General features: G+C 67.0%; 24 protein-coding genes. 13 read left to right on the top strand and 11 right to left on the bottom strand.

Going from position 1 to position 24,040, the window contains the following annotated elements; genetic code table 11:
• Nucleotides 1-54: 54 nt before the first annotated feature.
• Together LGM89_RS08745 and LGM89_RS08740 are read right to left on the bottom strand one after the other, a co-directional pair.
• A complete protein-coding gene (locus tag LGM89_RS08745) occupies nucleotides 55-939 on the bottom strand; it encodes a polyprenyl synthetase family protein (RefSeq protein WP_226204097.1) in 885 nt (294 codons plus the stop codon).
• Nucleotides 936-1,229, bottom strand: a complete 294-nt coding sequence (locus LGM89_RS08740) for an exodeoxyribonuclease VII small subunit (protein ID WP_027791079.1) — start codon at nucleotides 1,227-1,229, stop codon at nucleotides 936-938. The genes LGM89_RS08745 and LGM89_RS08740 overlap by 4 nt, the downstream gene beginning before the upstream one ends.
• A gap of 270 nt (nucleotides 1,230-1,499) precedes the next feature.
• Here LGM89_RS08740 and LGM89_RS08735 point away from each other — a divergent pair, with 270 nt between their 5' ends.
• Nucleotides 1,500-2,606 (top strand): aromatic ring-hydroxylating oxygenase subunit alpha, encoded by a 1,107-nt coding sequence (locus tag LGM89_RS08735; RefSeq protein ID WP_089497404.1) that lies wholly within the window; start codon nucleotides 1,500-1,502, stop codon nucleotides 2,604-2,606.
• Between the two features lie 117 nt (nucleotides 2,607-2,723).
• Nucleotides 2,724-3,593 carry a sulfurtransferase gene (locus LGM89_RS08730; protein WP_089497405.1) on the top strand — a complete coding sequence of 290 codons (870 nt, stop codon included), beginning with the start codon at nucleotides 2,724-2,726 and terminating at the stop codon, nucleotides 3,591-3,593.
• 54 nt (nucleotides 3,594-3,647) lie between these two features.
• Here the strand turns inward: LGM89_RS08730 and LGM89_RS08725 are convergent, their stop codons facing one another.
• From LGM89_RS08725 to polA, 3 genes are all read right to left on the bottom strand, one after another.
• A complete protein-coding gene (locus LGM89_RS08725) occupies nucleotides 3,648-4,523 on the bottom strand; it encodes a dienelactone hydrolase family protein (protein ID WP_069251089.1) in 876 nt (291 codons plus the stop codon).
• A 424-nt stretch (nucleotides 4,524-4,947) separates the two neighbouring features.
• Entirely contained in the window at nucleotides 4,948-6,282 is a 1,335-nt protein-coding gene (locus tag LGM89_RS08720) for an NAD(P)/FAD-dependent oxidoreductase (protein ID WP_089474427.1), read from the bottom strand.
• Between the two features lie 269 nt (nucleotides 6,283-6,551).
• Nucleotides 6,552-9,305, bottom strand: a complete 2,754-nt coding sequence (gene polA, locus LGM89_RS08715) for a DNA polymerase I (RefSeq protein ID WP_226272852.1) — start codon at nucleotides 9,303-9,305, stop codon at nucleotides 6,552-6,554.
• 1 nt (nucleotide 9,306) lies between these two features.
• Between polA and LGM89_RS08710 the strand changes: the two genes are divergently transcribed.
• Complete coding sequence (locus LGM89_RS08710; protein WP_069259466.1) at nucleotides 9,307-10,065, top strand: TIGR00730 family Rossman fold protein; 759 nt, start codon at nucleotides 9,307-9,309, stop codon at nucleotides 10,063-10,065.
• 386 nt (nucleotides 10,066-10,451) lie between these two features.
• A complete protein-coding gene (locus tag LGM89_RS08705; RefSeq protein ID WP_089474425.1) occupies nucleotides 10,452-10,748 on the top strand; it encodes a hypothetical protein in 297 nt (98 codons plus the stop codon).
• Nucleotides 10,749-10,873: 125 nt separating this feature from the next.
• On the opposite strand, the gene LGM89_RS08700 is transcribed toward LGM89_RS08705, so the two are convergent.
• The gene (locus tag LGM89_RS08700) at nucleotides 10,874-12,400 is read right to left on the bottom strand and encodes an AMP nucleosidase (RefSeq protein WP_089442993.1); all 1,527 of its coding nucleotides are present in this window, start codon (nucleotides 12,398-12,400) and stop codon (nucleotides 10,874-10,876) included.
• A 129-nt stretch (nucleotides 12,401-12,529) separates the two neighbouring features.
• On the opposite strand from LGM89_RS08700, the gene LGM89_RS08695 reads away from it, so the two are divergent.
• From LGM89_RS08695 to LGM89_RS08675, 5 genes are all read left to right on the top strand, one after another.
• Nucleotides 12,530-12,925, top strand: a complete 396-nt coding sequence (locus LGM89_RS08695; protein ID WP_021160838.1) for a hypothetical protein — start codon at nucleotides 12,530-12,532, stop codon at nucleotides 12,923-12,925.
• A 101-nt stretch (nucleotides 12,926-13,026) separates the two neighbouring features.
• Complete coding sequence (locus LGM89_RS08690) at nucleotides 13,027-14,025, top strand: homoserine kinase (protein ID WP_226272851.1); 999 nt, start codon at nucleotides 13,027-13,029, stop codon at nucleotides 14,023-14,025.
• Nucleotides 14,016-14,825, top strand: coding sequence for a BPSS1780 family membrane protein (locus LGM89_RS08685; RefSeq protein WP_069251080.1), 810 nt, complete (start codon nucleotides 14,016-14,018; stop codon nucleotides 14,823-14,825). Before LGM89_RS08690 ends, LGM89_RS08685 begins: the two co-directional genes overlap by 10 nt.
• 187 nt (nucleotides 14,826-15,012) lie before the next feature.
• Nucleotides 15,013-15,465 (top strand): MarR family winged helix-turn-helix transcriptional regulator, encoded by a 453-nt coding sequence (locus LGM89_RS08680; protein WP_089428013.1) that lies wholly within the window; start codon nucleotides 15,013-15,015, stop codon nucleotides 15,463-15,465.
• Nucleotides 15,466-15,621: 156 nt separating this feature from the next.
• Complete coding sequence (locus tag LGM89_RS08675; protein WP_039358076.1) at nucleotides 15,622-16,041, top strand: organic hydroperoxide resistance protein; 420 nt, start codon at nucleotides 15,622-15,624, stop codon at nucleotides 16,039-16,041.
• 113 nt (nucleotides 16,042-16,154) lie between these two features.
• Here LGM89_RS08675 and LGM89_RS08670 read toward each other — a convergent pair whose 3' ends face one another.
• The gene (locus LGM89_RS08670) at nucleotides 16,155-16,331 is read right to left on the bottom strand and encodes a DUF3563 family protein (RefSeq protein WP_069251078.1); all 177 of its coding nucleotides are present in this window, start codon (nucleotides 16,329-16,331) and stop codon (nucleotides 16,155-16,157) included.
• A gap of 81 nt (nucleotides 16,332-16,412) precedes the next feature.
• Nucleotides 16,413-17,522, bottom strand: coding sequence for a PHB depolymerase family esterase (locus tag LGM89_RS08665; protein ID WP_226272850.1), 1,110 nt, complete (start codon nucleotides 17,520-17,522; stop codon nucleotides 16,413-16,415).
• A gap of 247 nt (nucleotides 17,523-17,769) precedes the next feature.
• Here LGM89_RS08665 and LGM89_RS08660 point away from each other — a divergent pair, with 247 nt between their 5' ends.
• From LGM89_RS08660 to LGM89_RS08645, 4 genes are all read left to right on the top strand, one after another.
• Nucleotides 17,770-18,468: a phosphatase PAP2 family protein gene (locus LGM89_RS08660; RefSeq protein WP_089497411.1), complete on the top strand. Its 699-nt coding sequence runs from the start codon at nucleotides 17,770-17,772 to the stop codon at nucleotides 18,466-18,468.
• A gap of 137 nt (nucleotides 18,469-18,605) precedes the next feature.
• Nucleotides 18,606-19,406, top strand: a complete 801-nt coding sequence (modA, locus tag LGM89_RS08655; RefSeq protein WP_226272849.1) for a molybdate ABC transporter substrate-binding protein — start codon at nucleotides 18,606-18,608, stop codon at nucleotides 19,404-19,406.
• A 10-nt stretch (nucleotides 19,407-19,416) separates the two neighbouring features.
• Entirely contained in the window at nucleotides 19,417-20,094 is a 678-nt protein-coding gene (gene modB, locus LGM89_RS08650; RefSeq protein WP_089457806.1) for a molybdate ABC transporter permease subunit, read from the top strand.
• Between the two features lie 55 nt (nucleotides 20,095-20,149).
• Entirely contained in the window at nucleotides 20,150-20,851 is a 702-nt protein-coding gene (locus LGM89_RS08645) for a sulfate/molybdate ABC transporter ATP-binding protein (protein WP_226272848.1), read from the top strand.
• A gap of 167 nt (nucleotides 20,852-21,018) precedes the next feature.
• Here the strand turns inward: LGM89_RS08645 and LGM89_RS08640 are convergent, their stop codons facing one another.
• From LGM89_RS08640 to LGM89_RS08630, 3 genes are all read right to left on the bottom strand, one after another.
• Nucleotides 21,019-21,855: a TOBE domain-containing protein gene (locus LGM89_RS08640; protein WP_089497413.1), complete on the bottom strand. Its 837-nt coding sequence runs from the start codon at nucleotides 21,853-21,855 to the stop codon at nucleotides 21,019-21,021.
• Nucleotides 21,856-21,903: 48 nt separating this feature from the next.
• Nucleotides 21,904-23,529, bottom strand: coding sequence for a CHAD domain-containing protein (locus LGM89_RS08635; RefSeq protein WP_089497414.1), 1,626 nt, complete (start codon nucleotides 23,527-23,529; stop codon nucleotides 21,904-21,906).
• A 126-nt stretch (nucleotides 23,530-23,655) separates the two neighbouring features.
• Nucleotides 23,656-24,039, bottom strand: coding sequence for a tautomerase family protein (locus LGM89_RS08630; protein ID WP_089497415.1), 384 nt, complete (start codon nucleotides 24,037-24,039; stop codon nucleotides 23,656-23,658).
• Between the last annotated feature and the right edge of the window lies 1 nt (nucleotide 24,040).

The following is a 24,040-nucleotide window of genomic DNA, read 5'->3' as shown; positions in this document are numbered from 1 at the left end:
CGCCCGCATTCTGATGCACGCACCGTAGCATGTGCGCGGCGGCGGGCTTTCGCGTCAGCTGACCCGGTTCACTACCAGGTCGGCAAGTTCGGCCAGACGCTGTGCGCGCGCGCCGAACGGTTTCAGCGCGTCGTGCGCTTCGGCGCGCAGTTGTGCTGCGAGCTCGCGCGACGCGTCGAGGCCGAGGATCGATACATAGGTCGGCTTGTCGTTCGCCGCATCCTTGCCGGCCGTCTTGCCGAGCGTCGCCGAATCGGTCGTGACGTCGAGAATATCGTCGACGACCTGGAAAGCCAGACCCACGGCCCCCGCGTATACATCGAGCGCCGCCATCGTTTCCGCGGACGGCGCCTCGCCGGCCAGCGCGCCCATCCGCACGGCCGCGCGCAGCAGTGCGCCGGTCTTCTTCCGGTGCATCGTCTCGAGCTGCTCGAGCGTCAGCTTGAGGCCGACGCTCGCCAGGTCGATCGCCTGCCCGCCGGCCATGCCGATCGAGCCGCTTGCCAGCGCCAGCTCGCGCACGAGCGCGGCCTGCTGCACCGGCGACAGCGCGGCGGCATCGGTCAGCGCAACGAACGCCTGCGACTGCAGCGCGTCACCGACGAGCAGTGCCGTCGGCTCGTCGTACTGCACGTGCACGGTCGGCTTGCCGCGACGCAGCGCGTCGTCGTCCATGCACGGCATGTCGTCGTGCACGAGCGAGTAGACGTGGATCATCTCCAGTGCGGCCGCCGCCGCATTGCGGGCCGCTTCGGTCGCGCCGGTCAGTTCGCCTGCTGCATGGCACAGCAGCGGGCGAACGCGTTTGCCGCCGCCGAGGACCGCATAGCGCATCGCCTCGTGGAGTTTCTCCGGCACCGCGGTTTCAGCGGGCAAATAGTGGCCGAGTGCGTCCTCGACACGGTCAAGCACGGACCGCATCCATTGTTCGAATGTCATAGATCGTCGTCTTCGCCGTCCGTGGCGGCCGTTCCGGACGAAAGCGGCTTCAGCGTCGCGCCGTCGAGCACGCGAACCTGCTGCTCCACTTTCTCGAGCTGCTGTTGGCAAAACGCAACGAGGGTCGCACCGCGGCGATATGCCGTCAGTGAATCCTCGAGGCTCAACGCGCCGCCTTCCATCCGGGCAACCAGCGTCTCGAGTTCCGCGAGCGCCGTTTCGTAATTGTCCGGCAACGGTTCGGTACCATTGCCGGGCGGCGTGGCGCCTGGGGATGCGGTTTTCGCCATGGACGAGGGTGTCAAATTTCAAAACAAGTCGGACATTCTACGGCAAAAGAGAATTTTCCGACCTGCCGTCGTGGCACGTGGGTACATATTCCGGCCCCACCTTCGACACACATTGTGCGCCTGCCGATTGTCGCCCGACAAAAAATTGACACAAATCAGGCACTTAATCCTAGCCTTGCGAGGCGAACCGGGTATAATTCCCCGTTTCCCTAAATCGATTTTTCGATGGTTGGGTTGTTCACTGCTTTCACGCTAACACCGGGAGTGGGAATGTCCAATCTGAGCGATGCGCTTCAGTTGAAGTCGGCTCACAGCCAGCTTCCAGTCACTGCATACTTCGATGAGGCGCTACTCGAGCGCGAGATCGAAACCCTCTTCAAGAAAGGACCTCGTTACGTCGGGCACGAATTGATGGTGCCCGAGGCGGGGGATTATTTTGCGCTGCCGTCCGAGCAGGAAGGCCGCGTGCTGGTCCGCAACCAGGCGAACCAGATCGAACTGCTGTCGAACGTCTGCCGCCACCGGCAGGCGATCATGCTCAATGGGCGCGGCCACACGCAGAACATCGTGTGCCCGCTGCACCGCTGGACGTACGATCTGGAAGGCGAGTTGCTCGGCGCGCCGCACTTCCCCGACAAGCCGTGCCTGAACCTCGGCAAGAGCCCGCTGCAGAACTGGCAGGGGCTGCTGTTCGAGGCCGAAGGCCGGAATGTCGCGCGCGACCTCGCCCACCTCGGCACGAAGCATCACTTCGACTTCTCCGAGTACCACTTCGATCACGTCGAAGTGCACGAGTGCGATTACAACTGGAAGACGTTCATCGAGGTCTACCTCGAGGATTACCACGTCGTCCCGTTCCACCCGGGCCTCGGCAGCTTCGTGTCGTGCGACGACCTCAAGTGGGAGTTCGGCGACTGGTACAGCGTGCAGACGGTCGGCGTGCACAACGCGCTCGCGAAACCGGGCAGCGCGACTTACCAGAAATGGCACGAGCAGGTGCTGAAGTTCCGCAACGGCGTGCCGCCGGAGTTCGGCGCGATCTGGATGGTCTACTACCCGGGCCTGATGATCGAGTGGTATCCGCACGTGCTCGTCGTGTCGTGGCTGATTCCGCAAGGCCCGCAAAAGACGACCAACATCGTCGAGTTCTATTACCCCGAGGAAATCGCGCTGTTCGAACGCGAGTTCGTCGAGGCCGAACGCGCCGCCTACATGGAAACGGCCGTCGAGGACGACGAGATCGCCATGCGGATGGACGCAGGCCGCCGTGCGCTGATGGCACGCGGCGAGTCGCAGGTCGGCCCGTACCAGAGCCCGATGGAAGACGGCATGCAGCACTTCCACGAGTTCCTGCGCCGCCACCTCGGCGACATCTGATAACCGGTGCGGCGCTTTGACGCCGCACGGTATCCGGCAGACGAAAAGACGGGCTTCGGCCCGTCTTTTTTTGTTTAGACTTGGAATGTCAGGCCATTCGCACTCCAGGGAGCCGTCATGCCACACACTCACTACACCACGCTCATCTCCGCCGCCAATCTCGCCGAGCGCCTGGCGGCGGCGCCCGGCAGCGTCGCGCTGTTCGACTGCCGCTTCGATCTCGTCGATCCCGCCGCCGGTGAGGCCGCCTATGCGGCCGGCCATCTCCCCGGCGCCCAATACCTCCATCTCGACCGCGACCTGTCGGGCCGCAAGACGGGCACCAACGGCCGCCATCCGCTGCCGACCCGCGACGCACTCGCCACGCTGCTCGCGAGCCGCGGCCTCAAGCAAGGCCAGCAGGTCGTCGCGTACGACGCACAAGGCGGCGCCTATGCGGCGCGCCTGTGGTGGCTGCTGCGCTGGCTCGGGCATGATTCGGTTGCCGTGCTCGACGGCGGCCTGCAGGCCTGGGAAGCGGCCGGCCAGCCGCTGACGGCCGACGTACCGCACCCGGCAGCCGGCGATTTCCGTGCGGCCGCGCCGCTCGAATCGACGGTCGACGCGGCAGCCGTGCTCGCCAACGTGAACGCACCCACGCGTGTCGTGATCGATGCGCGCGCACCCGATCGCTACCGCGGCGAAAACGAAACGATCGATCGCGTGGGTGGCCACATCCCCGGCGCACGCAACCGCTTCTTCAAGGACAACCTCACCGCCGACGGCCGCTTCAAGACCGGCCATGAACTGCGCGAGGCGTTTTCCGCCGTGCTGGCGGGCACCGAACCGAACCGCGTGATCCTACAATGCGGCTCCGGTGTGACCGCATGCCACAACGCACTGGCGCTGGAAGTTGCGGGCCTGCACGGCGCATCGCTGTATCCGGGCTCGTGGAGCGAGTGGAGCGCGGACCCGTCGCGGCCGATCGCGACCGGCCCGACACCGTAAGCGCCGGCGCGGCGCAGTCGCAACGAAGCGGCGGCCCATGCCGCCGCTTGCCGTTTACATCACGCCGTACTTGCGGAGCCACGCGATCGCGCGCTTCCAGCTCTCCTCCGCGTCGGCCTTCACATAGCTCGGCCGGTAATCGGCAAAGAACGCGTGACCGGCATCCGGGTACACGACGATCTCCGATTCGCGCGCGAGCTTCGAATCGCTCGTCTGGATTGCCTTGCGCATGTCGGCGAGCGACGCCTGCGTGATGTTCGCATCCTTCTCGCCATACAGCCCGAGCACGGGCACCTTCAGCAACGATGCATGATCGACCGGGTTGAACGGCGTCATCTCGTCGGTCTTGCCTTCGACGAACCCGTACCATGCGACGGCCGCACGCACGTGCGGATTGTGCTCCGCATACAGCCAGCTCTGGCGGCCGCCCCAACAGAACCCGACCACGCCGAGACGCGACAGGTCGCCGCCGTTCTTGCCGGCCCACGCGACGGTCGCATCGAGATCCTCGGTCACCTGCCGGTCCGGCACCTTGCTGACGATGTGCTCGACCAGATCCTTGATCGTCGGATACTTCTCCGCATTGCCCTGCCGCGCGAACAGGTCCGGCGCGATCGCGAGATAGCCGAGCTTCGCGAAGCGGCGGCAGACATCGGCGATGTGCGCGTGCACGCCGAAGATCTCGTGGATCACGATGACGACCGGCAGGTTCGTCTTGTCCTTCGGCTGCGCGCGATACGCGGGCACGCTCGCGTCGCCCGAGCGGATCTCGACGGTGTCGACGTCCAGCCCTTCGCTGTCGGTCGTGACCGTCTGCGCCGACACGGGCAGCACGGCCGCCGCGAAGGCACCGCCCAGCGCGGCCTGCATGAACTTGCGGCGCGAGAACGGAACGTGGGGAACCAGGCTGTCGACTTCGGGTTTCAACATGAATGCACTCCTCGATTGGGGGCCGCCGTCACGATCACGGACACGGCATGACGGGGCATCGCGCCGGCGCACGGCGCGGATGTCGCAGCGGTTGGCACCCCGCCGCGAACGGAAACCCGGACAAGATGCCCAATAATCCGTTGTCGCGTCAACTGTCGGATATGTAAGACTCGATTACGGCGTGTTGAATCGCCACGTCGATCGTCGCGCCAAACACCGCGGGCACCCCGTCGAATCGCGATGCAACAGGCCGCATGCCGATCGCCGTTGCGCGATCGGATGCTTGCCGATTGAAACGAAAAACACGCGGTCGATGTTGCCCGTCACACGCCGGCACGACAGCCCGGCTGCCCGCAAGGAACAACGGGCGGAGAACGACGCCCGACCTGCGCGCTCCCCGCCCGCCTCACGCGCGAACGCGCGCTCAGTGCAGCTTGACGCGCGGCAGCGTCGTGCGCCGCAGCCAGTGCGCGACCGTGTCGAGCATCATGCGCGGATAGCCGTGCAGCGCGGCGATGTGCATCCGGTACAACGACATGTACATGAAGCGCGCGAACAGCCCTTCGATCAGCATGTTGCCGCCGATCAGCCCGCCCATCAGGTTGCCGACCGCGCTGAAATGGCCGAGCGACACGAGCGAGCCCAGGTCGCGATAGGTGAATTCGGGCAGCGGACGCCCATCGAGCCGGCAGCCGATTGCCTTCAGCAGGAAGCTCGCCTGCTGGTGCGCAGCCTGCGCGCGCGGCGGCACGTTGCGCTCGTTGCCGGGCCATGCGCATGCCGCACAATCGCCGAGCGCGAACACGTTGTCGTCGGTGAAGGTCTGCAGCGTGCGGCGCACGTCGAGCTGGCCGAGCTTGTTGACCTGGAGGCCATCGAGATTGGCGAGCACGGCCGGCGCCTTGATGCCCGCGGCCCAGACCGTCAGGTCGGCACGTATTGTCTTGCCGCTCGCCGTATGGACGGCCCCGGGCGCCACCTCGGTCACGCGCTCGGCGAGCATCAGCCGCACGCCGATCTTTTCGAGCAGTTCGGCCGTCGCCGACGACACGCGCTCCGGCAACGCCGGGAGGATCCGCGGCCCCGATTCGATCAGCACGATGCCGACGTCGTGCCGCGGGTCGAGCTTGTGCAGCCCGTAGGCCGACAACACTTGCGCGGTGTTGCGCAGCTCGGCGGACAGCTCGACGCCGGTCGCGCCGCCACCGACGATCGCGACCTGGATGCGCGGCTCAGCCGCTTCACCCGGCGCGGTCGGCGCCGGCGCCTGATGCTCGGCGCGCATGCACGCGGCGATGAGCCGCTTGCGGAAGCGCTCGGCCTCGCCAACGGTATCGAGCGCGATCGCGTTTTCCGCCGCACCCTGCACGCCAAAGAAGTGAGTCGTGCTGCCGATCGCGATCACGAGCGTGTCATATTCCAGCTCGCGCGCCGGCAACAACTCCTCGCCGTCGCTGTCGTTGACGGGTGACAGCGTGATGCGCTTCGCCGCGCGATCGAGCCCGGTCAACCCGCCCTGCTGGAACTCAAAGCCATGCCAGCGCGCCTGCGCCGCGTATTCGAGCTCCTGCGTGAACGGGTCCATGCTGCCGGCCGCGACCTCGTGCAGCAGCGGTTTCCAGATGTGGGTCGGATTGCGGTCGACGAGCGTGACAAGCGCACGCGCAGAACGATTGCCGCGCGCGCCGTAACGGTCGCCGAGCCGCGTCGCCAGTTCCAGGCCGCCCGCGCCTCCACCTACGATGATGATCCGATGCATCTGTTCCCCCTTTGCGATTCGAAACTGCTGCCGCCGGACGATGCGAACGCGATGCATTCGCGCGACCCGGTGGATTAACCGGTTCGGACATCATCGATGTGCAGTTCGAAGCACTTCGATTCGCCCAATCCGGAACGCGGGGCGCGCTGCCCCCGCGTCAATCACATGCATTGTCCGGGAGCTTGCGCGTTGACCACAAGCAAACCATCTCGATATTCAGCATCCCTGCAACAATATGCCGCAGGAATCGGGAACCGCGCAACGGTGCGTCAGTGTGCCTCTTCCCAGTTCGCGCCGGCGCCCACTTCGGCCACCAGCGGCACCTTCAGCTTCGCCACGCCGCACATCATTTCGGGCAGTTTCTCGCGCACCAGCGACAGCTCGCCGTCGGGTACCTCGAGCACCAGTTCATCGTGCACCTGCATGATCATCCGCGACGCGAGCTTATCGCGCGTGAGCCAGTCGTCCACCGCGATCATCGACAGCTTGATCAGGTCGGCCGCCGTGCCCTGCATCGGCGCATTGATGGCCGCGCGCTCCGCCGCCTGGCGGCGCGGACCGTTGCCGCCGTTGATCTCGGGCAGCCACAGGCGGCGGCCGAAAACGGTTTCGACGTAGCCCTTCTCCTTCGCAACCGAGCGTGTGTCTTCCATGTACTGCGCGACACCCGGGTAGCGGGCGAAATAACGGTCGATATAGAGCTTCGCCGCATCGCGCGTGATACCGAGGTTCGACGCAAGCCCGAACGCGCTCATCCCGTAGATGAGCCCGAAGTTGATCACCTTCGCAATCCGGCGCTGGTCGGAATTGACCTCCAGCGGCGTCACGCCGAACACCTCGGCGGCCGTCGCGCGGTGGATGTCCTCGCCCTGCGAGAACGCGCGCAGCAGCGACGCGTCGCCCGAGATGTGCGCCATGATCCGCAGTTCGATCTGCGAATAATCGGCCGACACGATCCGGTGGCCCGGCGAGGCGATGAACGCCTCGCGGATCCGCCGCCCCTCGGCCGTGCGCACCGGAATGTTCTGAAGATTCGGATCGTTCGATGCCAGGCGGCCCGTGACCGCGACGGCCTGCGCGTAGTTCGTGTGCACGCGACCCGTTGAAGGGTTCACCATGCGCGGCAGCTTGTCGGTATAGGTCGACTTCAGCTTCGACAGCCCGCGATGCTCGAGCAGCAGCTTCGGCAGCGGGTAGTCCTCTGCCAGCTTCTGCAGCACTTCTTCGTCGGTCGACGGCGCGCCGCTCGGCGTCTTTTTCACGACCGGCAACTGCAGCTTTTCGAAGAAGATCTGCCCGATCTGCTTCGGCGAGCCGAGATTGAATTCGCCGCCCGCCAGTTCGTATGCCTGCGCTTCGAGCTCGATCAGGCGCGTCGCGATTTCGGTGCTCTGCGCCTGCAGCCGCGCGTCGTCGATCAGCACGCCCGTGCGCTCCATCTTGCGCAGCACGAGCGACACGGGCATCTCGATCTCGCGGTACACGCGCAAGAGGCCCGGTTCGCGCGCGACCTGCGGATACAGCGCGTGATGCAGTTGCAGCGTGATGTCCGCGTCTTCGGCCGCGTATTCGGCGGCCTGCGTGAGCGCGACTTCGTCGAAGCCGATCTGCTTCGCGCCCTTGCCGGCCACGTCTTCGTACTTGATCGTCTTGACACCGAGATGACGCAGCGCGAGGCTGTCCATGTCGTGCGTGCGATGCGATTCGACCACGTACGATTCGAGCAGCGTGTCGTGCTCGATGCCGTTCAGCGCGATGTCGTAGTTCGCGAGCACCTGCGCGTCGTATTTCAGGTGCTGGCCGACCTTCTTGCGATCAGCCGATTCGAGCCACGGCTTCAGGCGCGCGAGCACTTCGTCGAGCGGAAGCTGTTCGGGCATGTCGGGGCCGCGATGCGCAACCGGCAGATACGCCGCCTTGCCCGGCTCGACCGAGAACGACAGGCCCACGAGCCGCGCGAGCATCGGGTCGAGCGCGGTCGTCTCGGTGTCGAATGCGGTGAGCTCGGCCGCGTCGATCTTCGCGAACCACGCGTCGAATTGCCCCCAGGTCTGGATCGTGTCGTATTCGCGCACGATGTCGGCCGCCACCACCGGCGCCGGCTCGCCTTCCGGCGCGTCGGCACCGCCGCCTTCCGCCGGCGCGCTGTCGACTTCGCGCAGCCAGGTCTTGAAGCCGTAGCGCGCGAAGATGTCGCGCATCAGATCGCGCGCTTCGCCGTCGGTCTTCAACGACGCCTCGATCGATTCGAGATGCGGCGCGAGATCGCAGGCCGTCTCGACGGTCACGAGCTTGCGGCCGAGCGGCAGGAAGTCGAGCGCGCGGCGCAGGTTGTCGCCGACCACGCCCTTGATGTCGCCCGCATGCTCGATCACGCCGTCGAGGCTGTCGTACTGCGCCAGCCATTTCACGGCCGTCTTCGGCCCGCACTTCTCGACGCCCGGCACGTTGTCGACGGTGTCGCCGATCAGTGCGAGGTAGTCGATGATGCGCTCCGGCGGCACGCCGAACTTCGCGATCACGCCGTCGCGGTCGAGCGTCTCGTTGGTCATCGTATTGACGAGCGTGACGTGGTCGGTGACGAGCTGCGCGAGATCCTTGTCGCCGGTCGACACGATCACGTTCATCCCATGCCGCTCGGCTTCGCGCGCGAGCGTGCCGATCACGTCGTCGGCCTCGACGCCTTCGACCATCAGCAGCGGCCAGCCGAGCGCACGCACGGCGCCGTGGATCGGTTCGACCTGCAATGCGAGGTCGGGCGGCATCGACGGACGGTTTGCCTTATAGTCGGCATAAAGGTCGTCACGGAACGTCTTGCCCTTTGCATCGAACACGCAAGCGCTATACTCTGCACTGACTTCCTTGCGCATACGGCGCAGCATGTTGATGATTCCGTAGAGCGCTCCGGTCGGCTCCCCGCCAGGGCCACGCAAATCAGGCATCGCATGGTAAGCCCGATACAGATAGCTCGAACCGTCAACCAATAGCAGGGTCTTACCTTCCAGATTTCGTTCTTCAGGCATTATGAACAAGAGAAAAGTGATTCCGAGTCTGCGTTCGCTCGCAGATCAAGAACGCGCGACGGCCAAGAAGGCGCGCGCATCGTGGCAGATGTTCACGATTATGGCAGAGTTTATCGAGGCGACCGAGTACCTGTCGGAGATCCGCCCGGCTGTCAGCATCTACGGTTCTGCCCGCCTCAAACCCGACACGCCGCACTACAAGCTCGCCGTGCAGATCGCACGCAAGCTGTCCGACGCCGGCTTCGCCGTGATCTCCGGCGGCGGCCCCGGCATCATGGAAGCGGCGAACAAGGGCGCGCACGCCGGTAAAGCACCGTCGGTCGGCCTGAACATCGAGCTGCCGCACGAGCAGGCCGGCAACCACTATCAGGACATCTCGCTGCGCTTCCGCCACTTCTTCACGCGCAAGGTCACGTTCGTGAAGAATTCGGATGCGGTGATCGTGATGCCGGGTGGCTTCGGCACGCTCGACGAACTGTCGGAAGTGCTCACGCTGATCCAGACGAAGAAGTCGCGCCTCGTGCCGATCATTCTCGTCGGCAGCGAGTTCTGGAAGGGGCTGCTGCAGTGGTTCCGCGACCAGCTGATTCCGATGGGCCTCATCAATCCGGAAGACATGGACCTGATGCAGGTGATCGACGATCCCGACCAGGTGCTCGACGCGGTGCTCGCGTTCTACGAGGACAGTGGCGAGGAAGAAGGTTCGGACGATGACGGCCATCCGCCGCGCCCCGAAGAAGACCGGATGTTCTACCTGTAATCCATCCATGACGACCGCCGGCCCGACGGCCGGCGTGCCCCTCCCGCGCGGCAGACGTGGCGATTCCGCCACCTGCCGCGTGTCACTTTGTAACGCGCCATTAATCGCGCTTCGTGGCCGCGCGCCACCGAATGTCAAATCCGCGCAGCCGGTGCCGTGCAGCGCGCGCCGTCATCCGCACACGAAGGCCGCCATTGTCAAATGACACGGCCCGACGCCCGCGTCCGGCGCCTGCCGGCCGCAATCCTCCGTAACAACCCCGCCTCGCATTTTCCGTCGCGCGCCAGCACACTGCATGTGTCGGTGCGGCGTTCCCCCGGTGGAACGGTCCCCCTCGCTTCCATCGCGTCGCGCCGGCCTTTTATAACGACACCACGGAAAAGAACATGCAACGCTCGCTGATCGCCCTTGCCTTCGCCGGCCTCGGCCTTTCGCTATCCGGCCTCGCCCACGCCGTCAATGTCGACGTCAACATCGGCACGCCCGCACCGGTCGTCGTCGCGCCCGCGCCCGTCGTGGTCGCCCCGGCACCCGCGGTGATCGTCGGCTGGCATGGCGACCGCTACTGGGACGGCCGCCGCTACTGGGAACGCCGCGAGTGGGAAGACTATCAGCGTCATCGCGGCCACGGCGATCGCGGCTATCACTGCCCGCCGGGACACGCGAAGAAGGGTGAGTGCTGAGCGCATGATCGCCGGGCCGTTCAGCCCGGCACTGAAGCACGGGCAGAAAACAAAAGGCCGCACGCGAACCCACATTCGCGTGCGGCCTTTGCCGTTGCGGGTGCCGCGGCGCGATGCCGTCGACGTTACTGAAACGCCACTTCCGCGAAGCTCCGCAGCTTCCGGCTATGCAGCTTGTCGAGCCCGTTCGTGCGCAGGATTTCCATCGCCTTCACGCCGATCTGCAGATGCTGGTCGACCTGCCCGCGATAGAACGTGTCGGCCATGCCCGGCAGTTTCAGCTCGCCGTGCAGCGGCTTGTCCGACACGCACAGCAGCGTGCCGTACGGCACGCGGAAGCGGAAGCCGTTCGCGGCGATCGTCGCGCTTTCCATGTCGAGCGCGATCGCGCGGCTCTGCGACAGGCGCTGCACGGGTTCGCGATGATCGCGCAGCTCCCAGTTGCGGTTGTCGACGCTCGCGACCGTACCCGTGCGCATCACGCGCTTCAGTTCGACGCCATCGAGCTGCGTGACCTCGGCCACCCCGCGTTCGAGCGCGAGCTGCACTTCGGCCAGCGCCGGAATCGGCACCCACAGCGGCAGGTCGTCATCGAGCACGTGATCCTCGCGCACGTAACCGTGTGCGAGCACGTAATCGCCGAGACGCTGCGTATTACGCAACCCCGCGCAGTGACCGAGCATCACCCACGCGTGCGGACGCAGCACCGCGATGTGATCGGTGATCGTCTTCGCGTTCGACGGACCGACGCCGATGTTGACCATCGTGATCCCGCTGCCGTCCGCGCGCTTCAGGTGATACGCGGGCATCTGCGGCAGGCGCGGCGGCGCGTTGCCCTCGGCCGGCTCGCTGCCGAGGTTCGCGTTGTAGGTGACGACATCGCCCGGCTCGACGAACGCGCTGTACTGGCTCCGGTATGCACGCACCTCGGGATCGTCGCTCTCCGTCATCACCGTGCGGCCCAGCTTCACGAACTCGTCGATGTAGAACTGGTAGTTCGTGTAGAGCACGTAGTTCTGGAAATGCGTGGGCGACGTCGCCGTGTAGTGGCGCAACCGGTGCAGCGAGAAGTCGACGCGCGCGGCCGTGAACAGCGCGAGCGGATGCGGCTCGCCCGGCGCCGGCTCGAACGTGCCGTTGACGATGCGATCGTCGAGATACGACAGGTCGGGCGTGTCGAAGATGTCGCGCATCGCGAGCAGGCGGTCGCGGTCGAGCTCGCCCTCGAGATGGATGCCTTCCGGAAACGCGAAATGGATCGGAATCGGCTGCGACGACACGCCGATCTCGATCTTCACATGGTGGTTCTTCGCCAGCAGGCGCAGTTGCTCGCGATAGTAGTTCGCGAAGAGATCGGGGCGCGTGACCGTCGTCTCGAATACGCCGGGGCCCGCGACGAAACCGTACGAGCGCCGCGAATCGACGTGCGTGTTGACGTCGGTGCGGATCCGCACGAACGGGTAGCACGCGCGCACGTGCTCGGTAATCGATTCGTGGCGGCGATAGCGCGCGAACGCATCGCGCAGGAAGCCCGTGTTCGTGTCGTAAATGGCGGACAGCCGCGCGACGGCGGCGATCGGATCGTCGAAAGCCTCGACCGACGGGCTTTCGGGCGTCAGCACACGGTGCCGGCGGCTCAAGTCGTTCTTCATTTTGATTACCTCGTCTGATCCGACGACATTACCACGGAACCCGGTCGCCTTTATGGCTGCCCCTACGCACGCGAGGGCCGGATGGGGCGCAGTATTTGCTAAAATCGGTGGGTTCACTGGAGACTCATCATGAAGCCGCTCATTCTCGTCGTCGCTGCCGCCGCGTTTGCCGCCGCCAGCGCCGCTTACGCCGCCGGCGGCACGCCTGACGCCGACGCGCAGGCTCGGGCCGAGGCCAACGAGGCCGCCGGCCTGCCCGATCTCCGCAAGATCAACCGGCCGGGCGCCGAAGTCACGTCGAAAGTCGACTTCGCCGACATCCGCCGCACGCCGAGCTTTCACGAAAAGAGCAAGAACGGCACCGAAGTCACCGAGTACCGCGATCGCGGCAAGCCGGTCGAGATCGACGTGAAGTCGAACTTCGGCACGCGCTACCAGATGAGCTCGACGCCCGACACGTCGCCGAAGCCGCACGACGCGGGCATCCCGATCACGCGCCTGCCGTCGCTGAACCTGCGCTACTGATTCCGTGGCGCGCGGCACCGAACGCCGCGCGCCGCCTCCCTTCACCCGATGTCGCGACGCACGCCGCCCGCGTGCCGACACCCTGACCTGACGCATCCCGCATGGCCGTTTTCACTGCTGTTTCCGACTCCGATCTCGCGCAATGGATGCGCCACTACGAACTGGGCGACGTGCTTGCGTTCCGCGGCATTCCGTCCGGTATCGAGAACAGCAACTTCTTCCTGACGACGACGCGCGGCGAGTACGTCCTCACGATCTTCGAAAAGCTCACGGCGGAACAGCTGCCGTTCTACCTGGACCTCATGCGCCATCTGGCCGGCCACGGCGTGCCGGTGCCGGATCCGGTCCCGCGCGACGACGGCGCGCTGTTCGGCATGCTGCACGGCAAGCCGGCCGCGATCGTCACGAAGCTCGACGGCTCGGCCGAACTGGCGCCGGGGGTCGAACACTGCATCGAGGTCGGGCAGATGCTCGCGCGCCTGCACCTCGCCGGCCGCGACTATCCGCGCAACCAGCCGAACCTGCGCAGCCTGCCGTGGTGGCAGGAGAACGTACCGGCGATCGTGCCGTTCATCACGGATGAGCAGCGCGCGCTGCTGGAAGGCGAACTCGCGCACCAGGCCAGCTTCTTCGCGTCGGCCGACTACGCGGCGCTGCCGGCCGGGCCGTGCCATTGCGACCTGTTCCGCGACAACGTGCTGTTCGCGCACGCGGCGCCCGGCACCGGCCACGCCGTGCGGCTCGGCGGCTTCTTCGACTTCTATTTCGCGGGCTGCGACAAGTGGCTGTTCGACGTCGCGGTCACGGTCAACGACTGGTGCGTCGACCTCGCGACCGGCGTGCTCGACGTCGCGCGCGCCGACGCGCTGCTGCGCGCGTACCAGACGGTCCGGCCGTTCACGGCCGAGGAGCGCCGCCACTGGAGCGACATGCTGCGCGCGGGCGCGTACCGCTTCTGGGTGTCGCGCCTGTACGACTTCTACCTGCCGCGCGCGGCCGAGATGCTCAAGCCGCACGACCCCGGCCATTTCGAACGCATCCTGCGCGAGCGTATCGCGCATACGCCCGCGCTTCCCGAGATCCACACCGCATGCAACTGATCGAAGTGCCCGCCAAAACGGGCTATGTCTGGTTCCGTCAAGGCGTCTGGCTGTTCCGCCGGAACCCGCTCGCGTTCATCACGCTGTTCTTCACGTACCTGCTGGCGATCACGCTGATATCGATGGTGCCCGTGATCGGCTCCGCGCTGCCGCTGGTATTCATTCCGGGCGTCGCGGTCGGCTTCATGGCCGCGTGCCGCGACACGGTGGCCGGCAAGCCCGTGATGCCGACGATCCTCGTCGACGGCTTCCGCTCGTACGGCACCGTCGCAACCCAGCGGCTGCTCGTGCTCGGCGTGATCTACGTCGCGTCGATGGTGATCGTGTTCGCCGCGTCGTCGTTCGTGGACGGCGGCGCGCTGTTCCACGTGATGATGGGCGCGGCGGACGAAGCCAGCACGACGCCGGAGGCGCTCGCCGCGCAAGGCACGCTCGGCGCGCTGTTCTTCGCGACGCTGCTGTACCTGCCGGTCGCGATGCTGTTCTGGTTCGCGCCGGTGCTGGTCGCGTGGCATGACGTCCCGCCCGCCAAGGCGCTGTTCTTCAGCGTCGTCAGCTGCTGGCGCAATCGCGGCGCGTTCGTCGTGTACGGCGTGCTGTGGTTCGCCGTCGCGCTCGGCACGTCGCTCGCGCTGTCGCTGCTGCTGCAGGCGCTCGGCGCCGGCGCCTATGCGCTGACGATCATGATGCCGGTGACGATCATCATCGTCACGATGCTGTACTGCTCGTTCTACGCGACCTATCGCGGCTGCTTCGGCGTACAGGAACCCGGCGCGACGACCACCACGTCGGGTCGCTGAAGTCTCTCCGGCCGGCGCGCGGCGCCGGCCCGCCGTTCTCCGCGGCGGGTGGCCTCCCGGCGCCCCCGCCCTTCCCCCGCCTCCGGCAGCCTCCGGCAGCCCCCGCTCGCCCCTGTTCATCCGGATCTTTTGCGCGCAAAATAATTTGCGTACAAATTGTTCGCGCGTTCGCCGCGCCGCCCGAATCATGGACCGCCTGCCTCCGCTGCCTCAGACACTCGACGAGCAACTCTGCTTCGCGCTCTACTCGACTTCGCACGCGATGACGAAGGCGTACAAGCCGCTGCTCGACAAGCTGTCGCTGACCTATCCCCAATATCTCGCGATGCTCGTGCTGTGGGAACGCGACGACATCGCCGTGAAGGACATCGCCGCGCGGCTCGACCTCGACCCGGCCACGGTCACGCCCCTGCTGAAGCGGCTGGAGGCGCTCGGCTACGTCGAGCGTGTGCGCAGCGCAGCCGACGAACGCATCGTGAACGTGCTTGTGACGCCGGAAGGCCGTGCGTTGAAGGAGCGCGCGCGCTCCGTGCCCGCCGATCTCTTTTGCGCGATGCAGCAATCGCCCGACTTCCTGGTCAGGCTGCGCGCCGATCTTCAGCAGTTGCGCGACGCACTGTCGGCTGCCAACGAACGCTGACGGCCGAACCTCGATCAACCGGCCCGGCACTGTCGGGCCTTTTCTTCAAAAATTCATTTGCACACAAATGATTTGTGTTCTATTGTTTGTGCGTGGCCGGCGACACCCCGTTCGACCGGGCCGCTTTTCCTCCCTTTTCCAGACAGGAGCTGCACGATGAACATTCTGTACAAGACCAGCGCCACGAGCACGGGTGGCCGCGACGGCCGCGCGGTATCCGCTGACAACAAGCTGGAAGTGAAGCTGGCCGCGCCGCGCGAACTCGGCGGCACGGGCGCGGAAGGCACGAATCCGGAGCAGCTGTTTGCCGCAGGTTACTCGGCCTGTTTCCTGAGCGCGATGAAATTCGTCGCCGGCCAGGACAAGAAGGCATTGCCGGCCGACACGCAGGTCACGGCGGAAGTGGGCATCGGCCCGAATGACGCAGGCGGCTTCGGTCTCGACATCGAACTGCGCGTATCGCTGCCGGGGCTCGACAAGGCCGACGCACAAGCGCTGGTCGAAAAGGCGCACCACGTGTGCCCGTATTCGAACGCGACGCGCAACAACGTGCCGGTGCGCCTGACGGTCGTCTGACGCGACACACGGCCTGGAATGCAAAAAGGGCGCGTGCGGCATGGTGCCGCACGCGCCCTTTTCTGCTGCGTGACTCGCCGGAGCGGCGGACCTGACTGCCCGCCCTGCGCTCCTTAGCGCGAACCGAACGTGTACGGGCGGTTCATCGCCGCTTCGCGATCGATCTTGCGCATGCGGAATTCGAGATCATAGATGTCGGTGGCTTCGGCCAGGTACGCGTCGGCGCGCTCTTTCGAGGCCTTTTCAGCGTTCTTGGTCAGCATCAGGAAGAGGTGGCTCAGCAGGTACATGGTTGATCTCGCAATCCAAAGGTTCTTTGACTAGGGTTTTCCCGAATTATAGGGAAAACCCTAGGCTTTGGCCAGCGTCGATCAGACGGTGCGTCGTTCGGTCGCCACAGTGCGGCGCTGGGTCTCGAAAAAGGCCCAGATCATCGCGCTCGCATCGGGGCCGACCGCCGCGTGGAACGGCACGGCTTCGTCGCCGCCGGCCCACGCATGGTCGAGCCCTTTCACATGACAGAGCCGGACGACCGGCTCACCGTCGCGGCAGACATCGGTGATCTGCGCGCCCGCGTCGCGCGTCTCGACCCGTTCGCCGCCGCGCAACGCGCCGCGGCTGTCGGCAAGCCCGTTCAGGCGCATGAACTGCACCGTCAGCTGGTCGGCATTTTTCGGCGCGACCACGTGGTCACCGTCGCCCTGGACGACCAGCGCCGGCATGCCCGGATACGCGGCGGCATCGACCAGCGCGTCGACGGCCGCCGCCGGGTTCTGGCGCACGCCGCGCCGCATCACATCCATCGCGGTAATGCCCGAGGTTGCCTCGCCGAGCGCCGGGCCCGAATGCAGCGCCACCGCCGCGAAACGGTCCGGATGGTGCAGTGCAAGAAGCGACGCGAGACCCGCGCCGGCCGACAACCCCGCGACATAGACACGCGACGCGTCGAAACCGTGTTCGTCGACGAGGGCGTCGACGAGCGACGCCACCGCGTTCGCCTCGCCGCGGCCCGCGCGGTCGGTGTCTTCATACCAGTGCCAGCAGCCGTGCGCGTGCGCGCGCAGCGACTGCTCAGGGTACAGCACCGCAAAGCCGTGCTTGTCGGCCAGCAGGTTCATCCGCGTGCCTTGCACGAATTCGTCGACGGACTGCTGGCAGCCGTGCAGCATCACCACGAGCGGTATCGCGCCACGCCGGCGGCCGGGCGGCACATAAAGGCCGTACGCGAGATTCTGGACGAGGCGCCCGAGCGCGGGCGCCATCGGATGTTCGCCGCGCGTCCATTCGCCGGCCGCCCATGCGGCCGCGCGCGGTCGCACGCGCGATTCGCGCGGCGGGGACGGATCGGGTACGGCGGCGGAGGCCGCGGCCTCGAGTGCATCGCGTGTGATGCGCTGCGCATCGCGCGCCGAGCGCTTGGCGACAGGAGACAGCATGCGTTTCATGCCGCCCAGCCACACCTTGGTCAGACTTTTGGTCATCGATCGGGCTCGCAGTCAGGAAAAATAGGGGCACCACAGCGGATGCATCGTTCGTCTTTGTGCAATGCACCATAACATTGTTTCTCGGACTTTTCCTGCATGCGGATCGTTCCCGGCCGCGCAAAAAACGGGGCTCATGCGCACGCGGCGCTATACTGGGGCTTCGCCGCTTGTATCCGTTGTAGTCGTTCTTTCCGGCTCGCGCGTTGATTTAAGCATCCTCCCGCCTTCGTTCGCCCCCTTCCCGATGTTCGACCTGTCGTCTCACCTGTGGATCATGATCACCGCGTTCGGCGGCGCCGGCCTGACCTTGCCGCTCGCGATCACGATCGCCGTCTGGCTCGCGCTCGGCTATTCGTGGGAGCGCGCGGCCGCGTGGCTCGGCGTGCTCGCGGCCGCGATCGGCGTGGTCGCGCTCACGAAGATCGCGTTCCTCGGCTGGGGGATCGGCATCCGCAAGTGGGATTTCACGGGGTTCAGCGGCCATGCGATGCTGTCGACGTCGGTTTATCCGGTCGCGATTTTCCTGGCGCTGATCCGCACCCGCACACCGGTGCGACTCGCCGGCATCGCGCTCGGGCTCGCGGCCGGCGTCGCGGTCGGCGTGTCGCGCGTCGCGCTCGATGCCCATTCGCCGTCCGAATCGATCACCGGCTGCATCGTCGGCGCGATCGCCGCGATCGCGTTCATCGCCGGTTCGTGGCGCGCGGTGCCGCACCGCTGGTCGGTGCCCGCGGTCGTCGCGAGCCTCGCGCTCGTCACCGTGGCGCTGCACGGCATCACGGTGCCGTCACATCGCTGGGTCACCAAGGTGGCGCTGCAACTGTCGGGCCACGAGCGTCCGTTCGTCCGCGCGCGCTGGAAGGCCAACCCGAACTACCGCCCTGCTTCGCAGCCGTCGTCGCTGCAGCGCACCCAGTCGTCGCCGCACACGCTCCGTACGTGACCGGCCACCCGGCCGCCGCGTTCGCCGCTTTTCACGTCTGACCATTCCATGCGCGCCGTCGCATGAGCGGTATGTCGAGCGTTATAACCCGCCCTATATTACGATTACGGTTTCCACCCATTCAACACGAATCCACCATGCGCTCAACCGTCCGCTCGCTTCGCCGCACCCTGCTTCGCCTGCTGCCGATCGCCACGCTTGCCGCTGCCGGTATCGCGGTCAGCGCGCCCGCTTCCGCTGCCGACGAACTGGTCGTGTCGGCCGCCGCCAGCCTGACGAACGCGTTCAAGGCCGTCGGTGACGCGTACGAGAAGCAGCATCCGGAGACCAAGGTGCTGTTCAACTTCGGCGCGTCGGACGTGCTGATGCAGCAGATCGCCAAGGGCGCGCCGGCCGACGTGTTCGCGTCGGCCGACCAGAAGGCGATGGATCGCGCGGCGGACGAAAAGGTGATCGTGCCCGCCACGCGTCGCGATTTCGCGGCGAACTCGCTCGTGCTGATCGTGCCGGCGGACAGCAAGGCCGCCGCGCCGACGGCGCTGAACGACCTGACCGCGCCCGGCGTGAAGCGCATCGCGTACGGCGACCCGGCATCGGTGCCAGTCGGCCGCTACACGGAAGGCGCGCTGCGCGCGGCCGGCGTGTGGGATGCCGTCAGCGCGAAGGGCGTGCTGGCCGCCAACGTGCGCCAGAGCCTCGACTATGTCGCGCGTGGCGAAGTCGATGCGGGCTTCGTGTTCGGCACCGACGCCGCGATCATGCCGGGCCGCGTGAAGGTCGCGCTGACGGTGCCGACGAAGACGGCCATCACCTATCCGATCGCCGTGGTCAAGGACAGCCGCCACGCCGCGCAGGCGCAGTCGTTCATCGACTTCGTCGCGTCGCCGCAGGGCCAGGCCGTGCTGTCGACGTTCGGCTTCAAGCCCGCGGGCAAGTGAGCGTAGCGCGATGCAAGACGCCTGGGTACCGCTGCTGCTGTCGCTGAAGGTTGCCGGCTGGGCCACCGCGCTCGACATCGTGCTCGGCGTCGCGGCCGCGTTCATGCTCGCGCGCTGGCGCTCGCCGCTGCGCGACGTCGTCGATTCCGTGCTGACGCTGCCGCTCGTGCTGCCGCCGACGGTGCTCGGGTATTACCTGCTCGTGCTGCTCGGCCGCCGCGGCGTGTTCGGCGCGTGGCTCGACACGCTCGGCATCGAACTGGTCTTCACGTGGCAAGGCGCGGTGATCGCGTCGATGGTCGTTGCGTTTCCGCTGATCCTGAAATCGGCGCGGGCCGCGTTCGAAGGCGTCGATCCGCATCTCGAGCGCGCCGCGCGCACGCTCGGGCTCGGCGAAGTCGCGGTGTTCTTCCGCGTGACGCTGCCGCTCGCCACGCGCGGCATTCTCGCGGGCGCGCTGCTCGCGTTCGCGCGTGCGCTCGGCGAGTTCGGCGCGACGCTGATGATCGCGGGCAACCTGCCCGGCCGCACGCAGACGCTGTCGGTCGCGATCTACGCGGCCGTGCAGGCCGGCGACGACAGCACCGCCAACTTCCTCGTGCTGGTGACATCGATCACCTGCGTGCTCGTGCTGCTCGCGACCGGCTGGCTCGTGCCGTCGCGTGCCCGGCGGGGCCAGCTGACATGATGCACTCGCCTCGTTCATCGTCTTTCGTTATCGGGCGGCTTCGACGGAGGCACGCATGAGCCTCGTCGTCGACATCCGCAAGACCTACGCGAACGCCGAGCGCCGCTTCACGCTCGACATGTCGTTCACGGCAACGACGCAGCGCGTCGTGCTGTTCGGGCCGTCCGGGGCGGGCAAGAGCATGACGCTGCAGGCGATCGCCGGCCTGCTGTCGCCCGACGAAGGCATGATCACGCTGAACGGCGAGCCGCTGTTCGACGCCGCGCGCCGCATCGACGTGCCGACCCGCGAGCGGCGCGTCGCGTACCTGTTCCAGGATTACGCGCTGTTTCCGCATCTGAACGTGCGCCAGAACATTGCATTCGGGCTCACGTCGGGGCTGCGCAACCCGCGCGCGAAGACGGTGCCGCCGGAAGTCGCGTACTGGCTGCAGGCGTTCGATCTCGAGGCGCTCGCGGGGCAGTATCCGTCGCAATTGTCGGGCGGGCAGAAACAGCGCGTCGCGCTGGCGCGCGCACTGGTCGCGCAACCGCGGATCCTGCTGCTCGACGAACCGTTCGCGGCGCTCGACGGCGCCATGCGCCAGCGCATGCGTCACGAGCTCGCCGAGCTGCAGGCGCGGCTCGATATCCCGATGGTGCTGATCTCGCACGATCCCGACGACGTCGCCGCGTTCGGCGACCAGGTCGTGCAGTTGAGCGAAGGACGCGTGCAGGCGGCTCCGCCGCACGCCGAGTGGCCGACGCGCGTCACCTGAGCGCGCGAGGCCGTGGTCGTGGCAGGCAGGTTGGAGCCTGGGAGAAGCCGCGCATAGCGGCATTTGCTGAAAGCGGAAACGAAGCCGGTGCCGTGCGAGCGCTGTGCGATGCCGGCTTCGCCCCGCCCGTCACACGATCGTCGACGCGCGCCGCCCGGCCTGCCTCGTCAGCCCGTCACCGCAAGAATCACGCTCGACGCCTTGAACAGCGCGATCGCCCGCTCGCCGGCGTCGAGTTGCAACGCCTCGACGCTGTCGTTGGTCACGACGGCCGTCAGCGTCCCGCCACCGTCGAGCGCCAGCGTCACCTCGCTGTTCACCGCCCCCGCCGCGACGGTTTCCACACTGCCGCGCAGTTGATTCCGTGCGGACACCTTCAACTCGGGTTCGCCATCGTCGACCGCGAGCACGACCCACGATGCCTTCACCAGCGCGCAGGCGTCCGCGCCGACCTGCAGGCCGAGCGCATCGGCGCTCTCGTGCGTCAGCACGGCAACGATCGGCTGCCCGCCGGGCAGCGTGAGCGTGACCTCGTCGTTGACGGTGCCGCGCACGATCGATGCGACCTTGCCGAACCACTGGTTGCGGGCGCTGGTCTTCATCCCGATCCGGCCGATCAGCGCCCAGTCGACGTCGAACCCGGCCACGGCCGCGCTCGCGGCCTCGATGAACCGGCGGTGCTCGCGCTCGATCGTGCGGAACGCGGCGATCAGCGACGTCGCACGCTGCGTCAGCGTCGTACCGCCGCCGCCCTTGCCGCCCGTCGAGCGCGCGACGAGCGGTTCGCCGGCCAGATTGTTCATCGTGTCGACCGCATCCCACGCGGCCTTGTAGCTGAGGCCGACGGCCTTCGCCGCGCGCGTGATCGAACCGGTGTCGCCGATCGCCGCGAGCAACGCGATGCGCGTGGCGCCGCCGAGCGTCTGCTCGCCGGCGCGCAGCCACAGCTCGCCGCCCAGTTCGAGCGGTTCGGCGGACGGGAAGGAATGCGGTGCGTCGGTCATCGGGATGCGTAGGGAAATCGGGCGGCCATTATAGTCAGCGCGTGCGGCTCAACCCGGCTTGCCGTCGAGCTTCGGCGGCCGCAGGCTGGCCAGCAACGTCTCGGCGTCGCGCGCCGCGCGCTGCTCGAGCGCCGCGCCGTAGCCGCGCACGAACCCGAGCTGGTACGGCGGCGCAGCCAATTTTTCGAGGTGCTGCAGCGCGACCATCGTGTCGTTCGCTTCGCCGAGCACGCTCTGCACGCGCGCGAGTGTCTTGACCGTGTCGGTGCGCGTGCGGCGCGACGCCAGCGACGCGAAGAATTCGAGCGCATAGCGCAGCCGCTTCGCATCGATCCGCACCTGATGGCGCGCGGCCGTGTCGAGCGACGTCAGCGACGGTGACGCGTACAGATGACCGAACAGCCGCCGCACGCGCTTCGTCGCGTGGCGCCGCAGCGAAGGCGCGTCGCCGTCCTCGGCCGGCGGCAGCGCAAGCGAGCTCAGCCACTCGAGCCAGCCGAGCGTCAGCCGCGCATAGCGAGCCGAATGCAGCGCCTGGCGCAACTCGGCCCGCGCGGCCGCGCACTGCGCACGCGCGGCGTCGAGCGTACCGTTCCACTCGCCGTCGCCGCCGTCGGCCGCGATCAGCGCGGGCAGGCTTTCGGTCGCGAACACGTCCCAGTCGCGCACCGTGCCGAGCAGCGACGCAAGCCAGCGCAGGTCGACACCGAGCGTGTCGCGCCACTGGCGGTCGGTAAAGCGCGGAAAGAAGCGCATCAGCGTACGCAGGCGGCGCAGCGCGACACGCATCTGGTGCACGAATTCGGGATCGTCGTGCTCGAGCACCCCGCCCTCGTTGCCGAGCCACTGCGCGGTGATGTCGCCGGCCAGCGCGAACAGCGCGGTGCGCTGCGAGCGCACGCCGGTCAGGTCGACGGGCTTGGCCTTGACGGGCCCGTCGGCGGCCGGCTCGGCCGCGCATGCGCGATCGATCACGCTCGTCAATTGCACGAATGCGGGCCACGCGCCGCTCAATTCGCGCGCGGCGGCAAACAGCGCATGCAGCGCGGCGGTACGCGCGGGCAGCGTCTCCCAGTCGGGCGCCGCAAGGCGCAGCTCGACGAAGCGGCGCGGCGGCTCGCTGCCGCGATGCAGCGTGACGTCGTCGAGCGTCATCTCGACCACGACGCCGCTGTCGTCGGCCCAGCGCCCGCGCCGCCGTTCGCTGACGACACGCAGCGCCGACGATTCCGGCTGCACGCTCGGGGCCGGGGGCACTGCGGCGTCGGGCGCGACGGCATCCACTTCATCTGCCGGTGCATCGGCAGCGGCCGCCGCGGGCACGGGCAGCGGCATCGCGACGGCGATACCCGCATGCTCCGCGTCGAACAGTTCGCGCGCCGTGACGCCTGGCGCAAATGCCGTCGTGCGCGACGCGACCACCCGCCTGCCGTGCGCATTCGACTCGACCCACGTCCACCAGCTCGCGCCGGGGCTCGACTCGGCCTCCTCGATCTGGCACGGCTCGATCGTCACGCGCTCATGGCCGCGGCGCATCCGGACCTGCGGGCAGATCCGCCACGCCCGCACGAGTTCGGCGCCGAAATCACGCTGCGCCCCCCGGGCGCGACTCGCGGCCTTGACCGGCCACCCTTCCAGCGACAGCGACAACACGATTTCCAGCACACGCGACATGGAGGCTCCTGCACATGAAGAATCGCCGGCGCATCATCCGCGCCGGCGTCGACCGTGAAGCTGCTTCCATAGTACACGTCGCCCAAACTCGCCGGCGACGATCCGGCCCTGTCGTGCTGTCGCAGGTCAAACGGCGTATTGCGCGAGGCCGTTGCCGAACGACCAGTCCTCCTTCAGCACCTCGACAAGACTGATGAATACGTCCTGCTGCCGCACGCCCGGTTGCTGCGCGAGGTTGTCCGCGATCGCCCGGTACAGCGCCCGCTTTTGCTCGAGCGTACGCGTGTTGTTCGCGGTGATCTGGATCATCACGAGATTGTCGCTGCGTTCGATATCGAGGTAGTGACGACCGAACACGAAGTTCTCGGCCGCATGCTCGGTGACGACCATGAAGATGTCGTCCTCGGGCACGTTGAACGTGTGCATCAGCGCGCGATGCACGCCGTCGACGAGCGCCGCACGATAAGCGGCCGGCTTGCCTTCGCGCACTGCGATACGGGTGAATGGCATG

This window comes from Burkholderia sp. AU31624, assembly GCF_020420065.1.
GTDB lineage: Bacteria > Pseudomonadota > Gammaproteobacteria > Burkholderiales > Burkholderiaceae > Burkholderia.
This window is presented reverse-complemented; position numbering and strand designations above follow the sequence as displayed.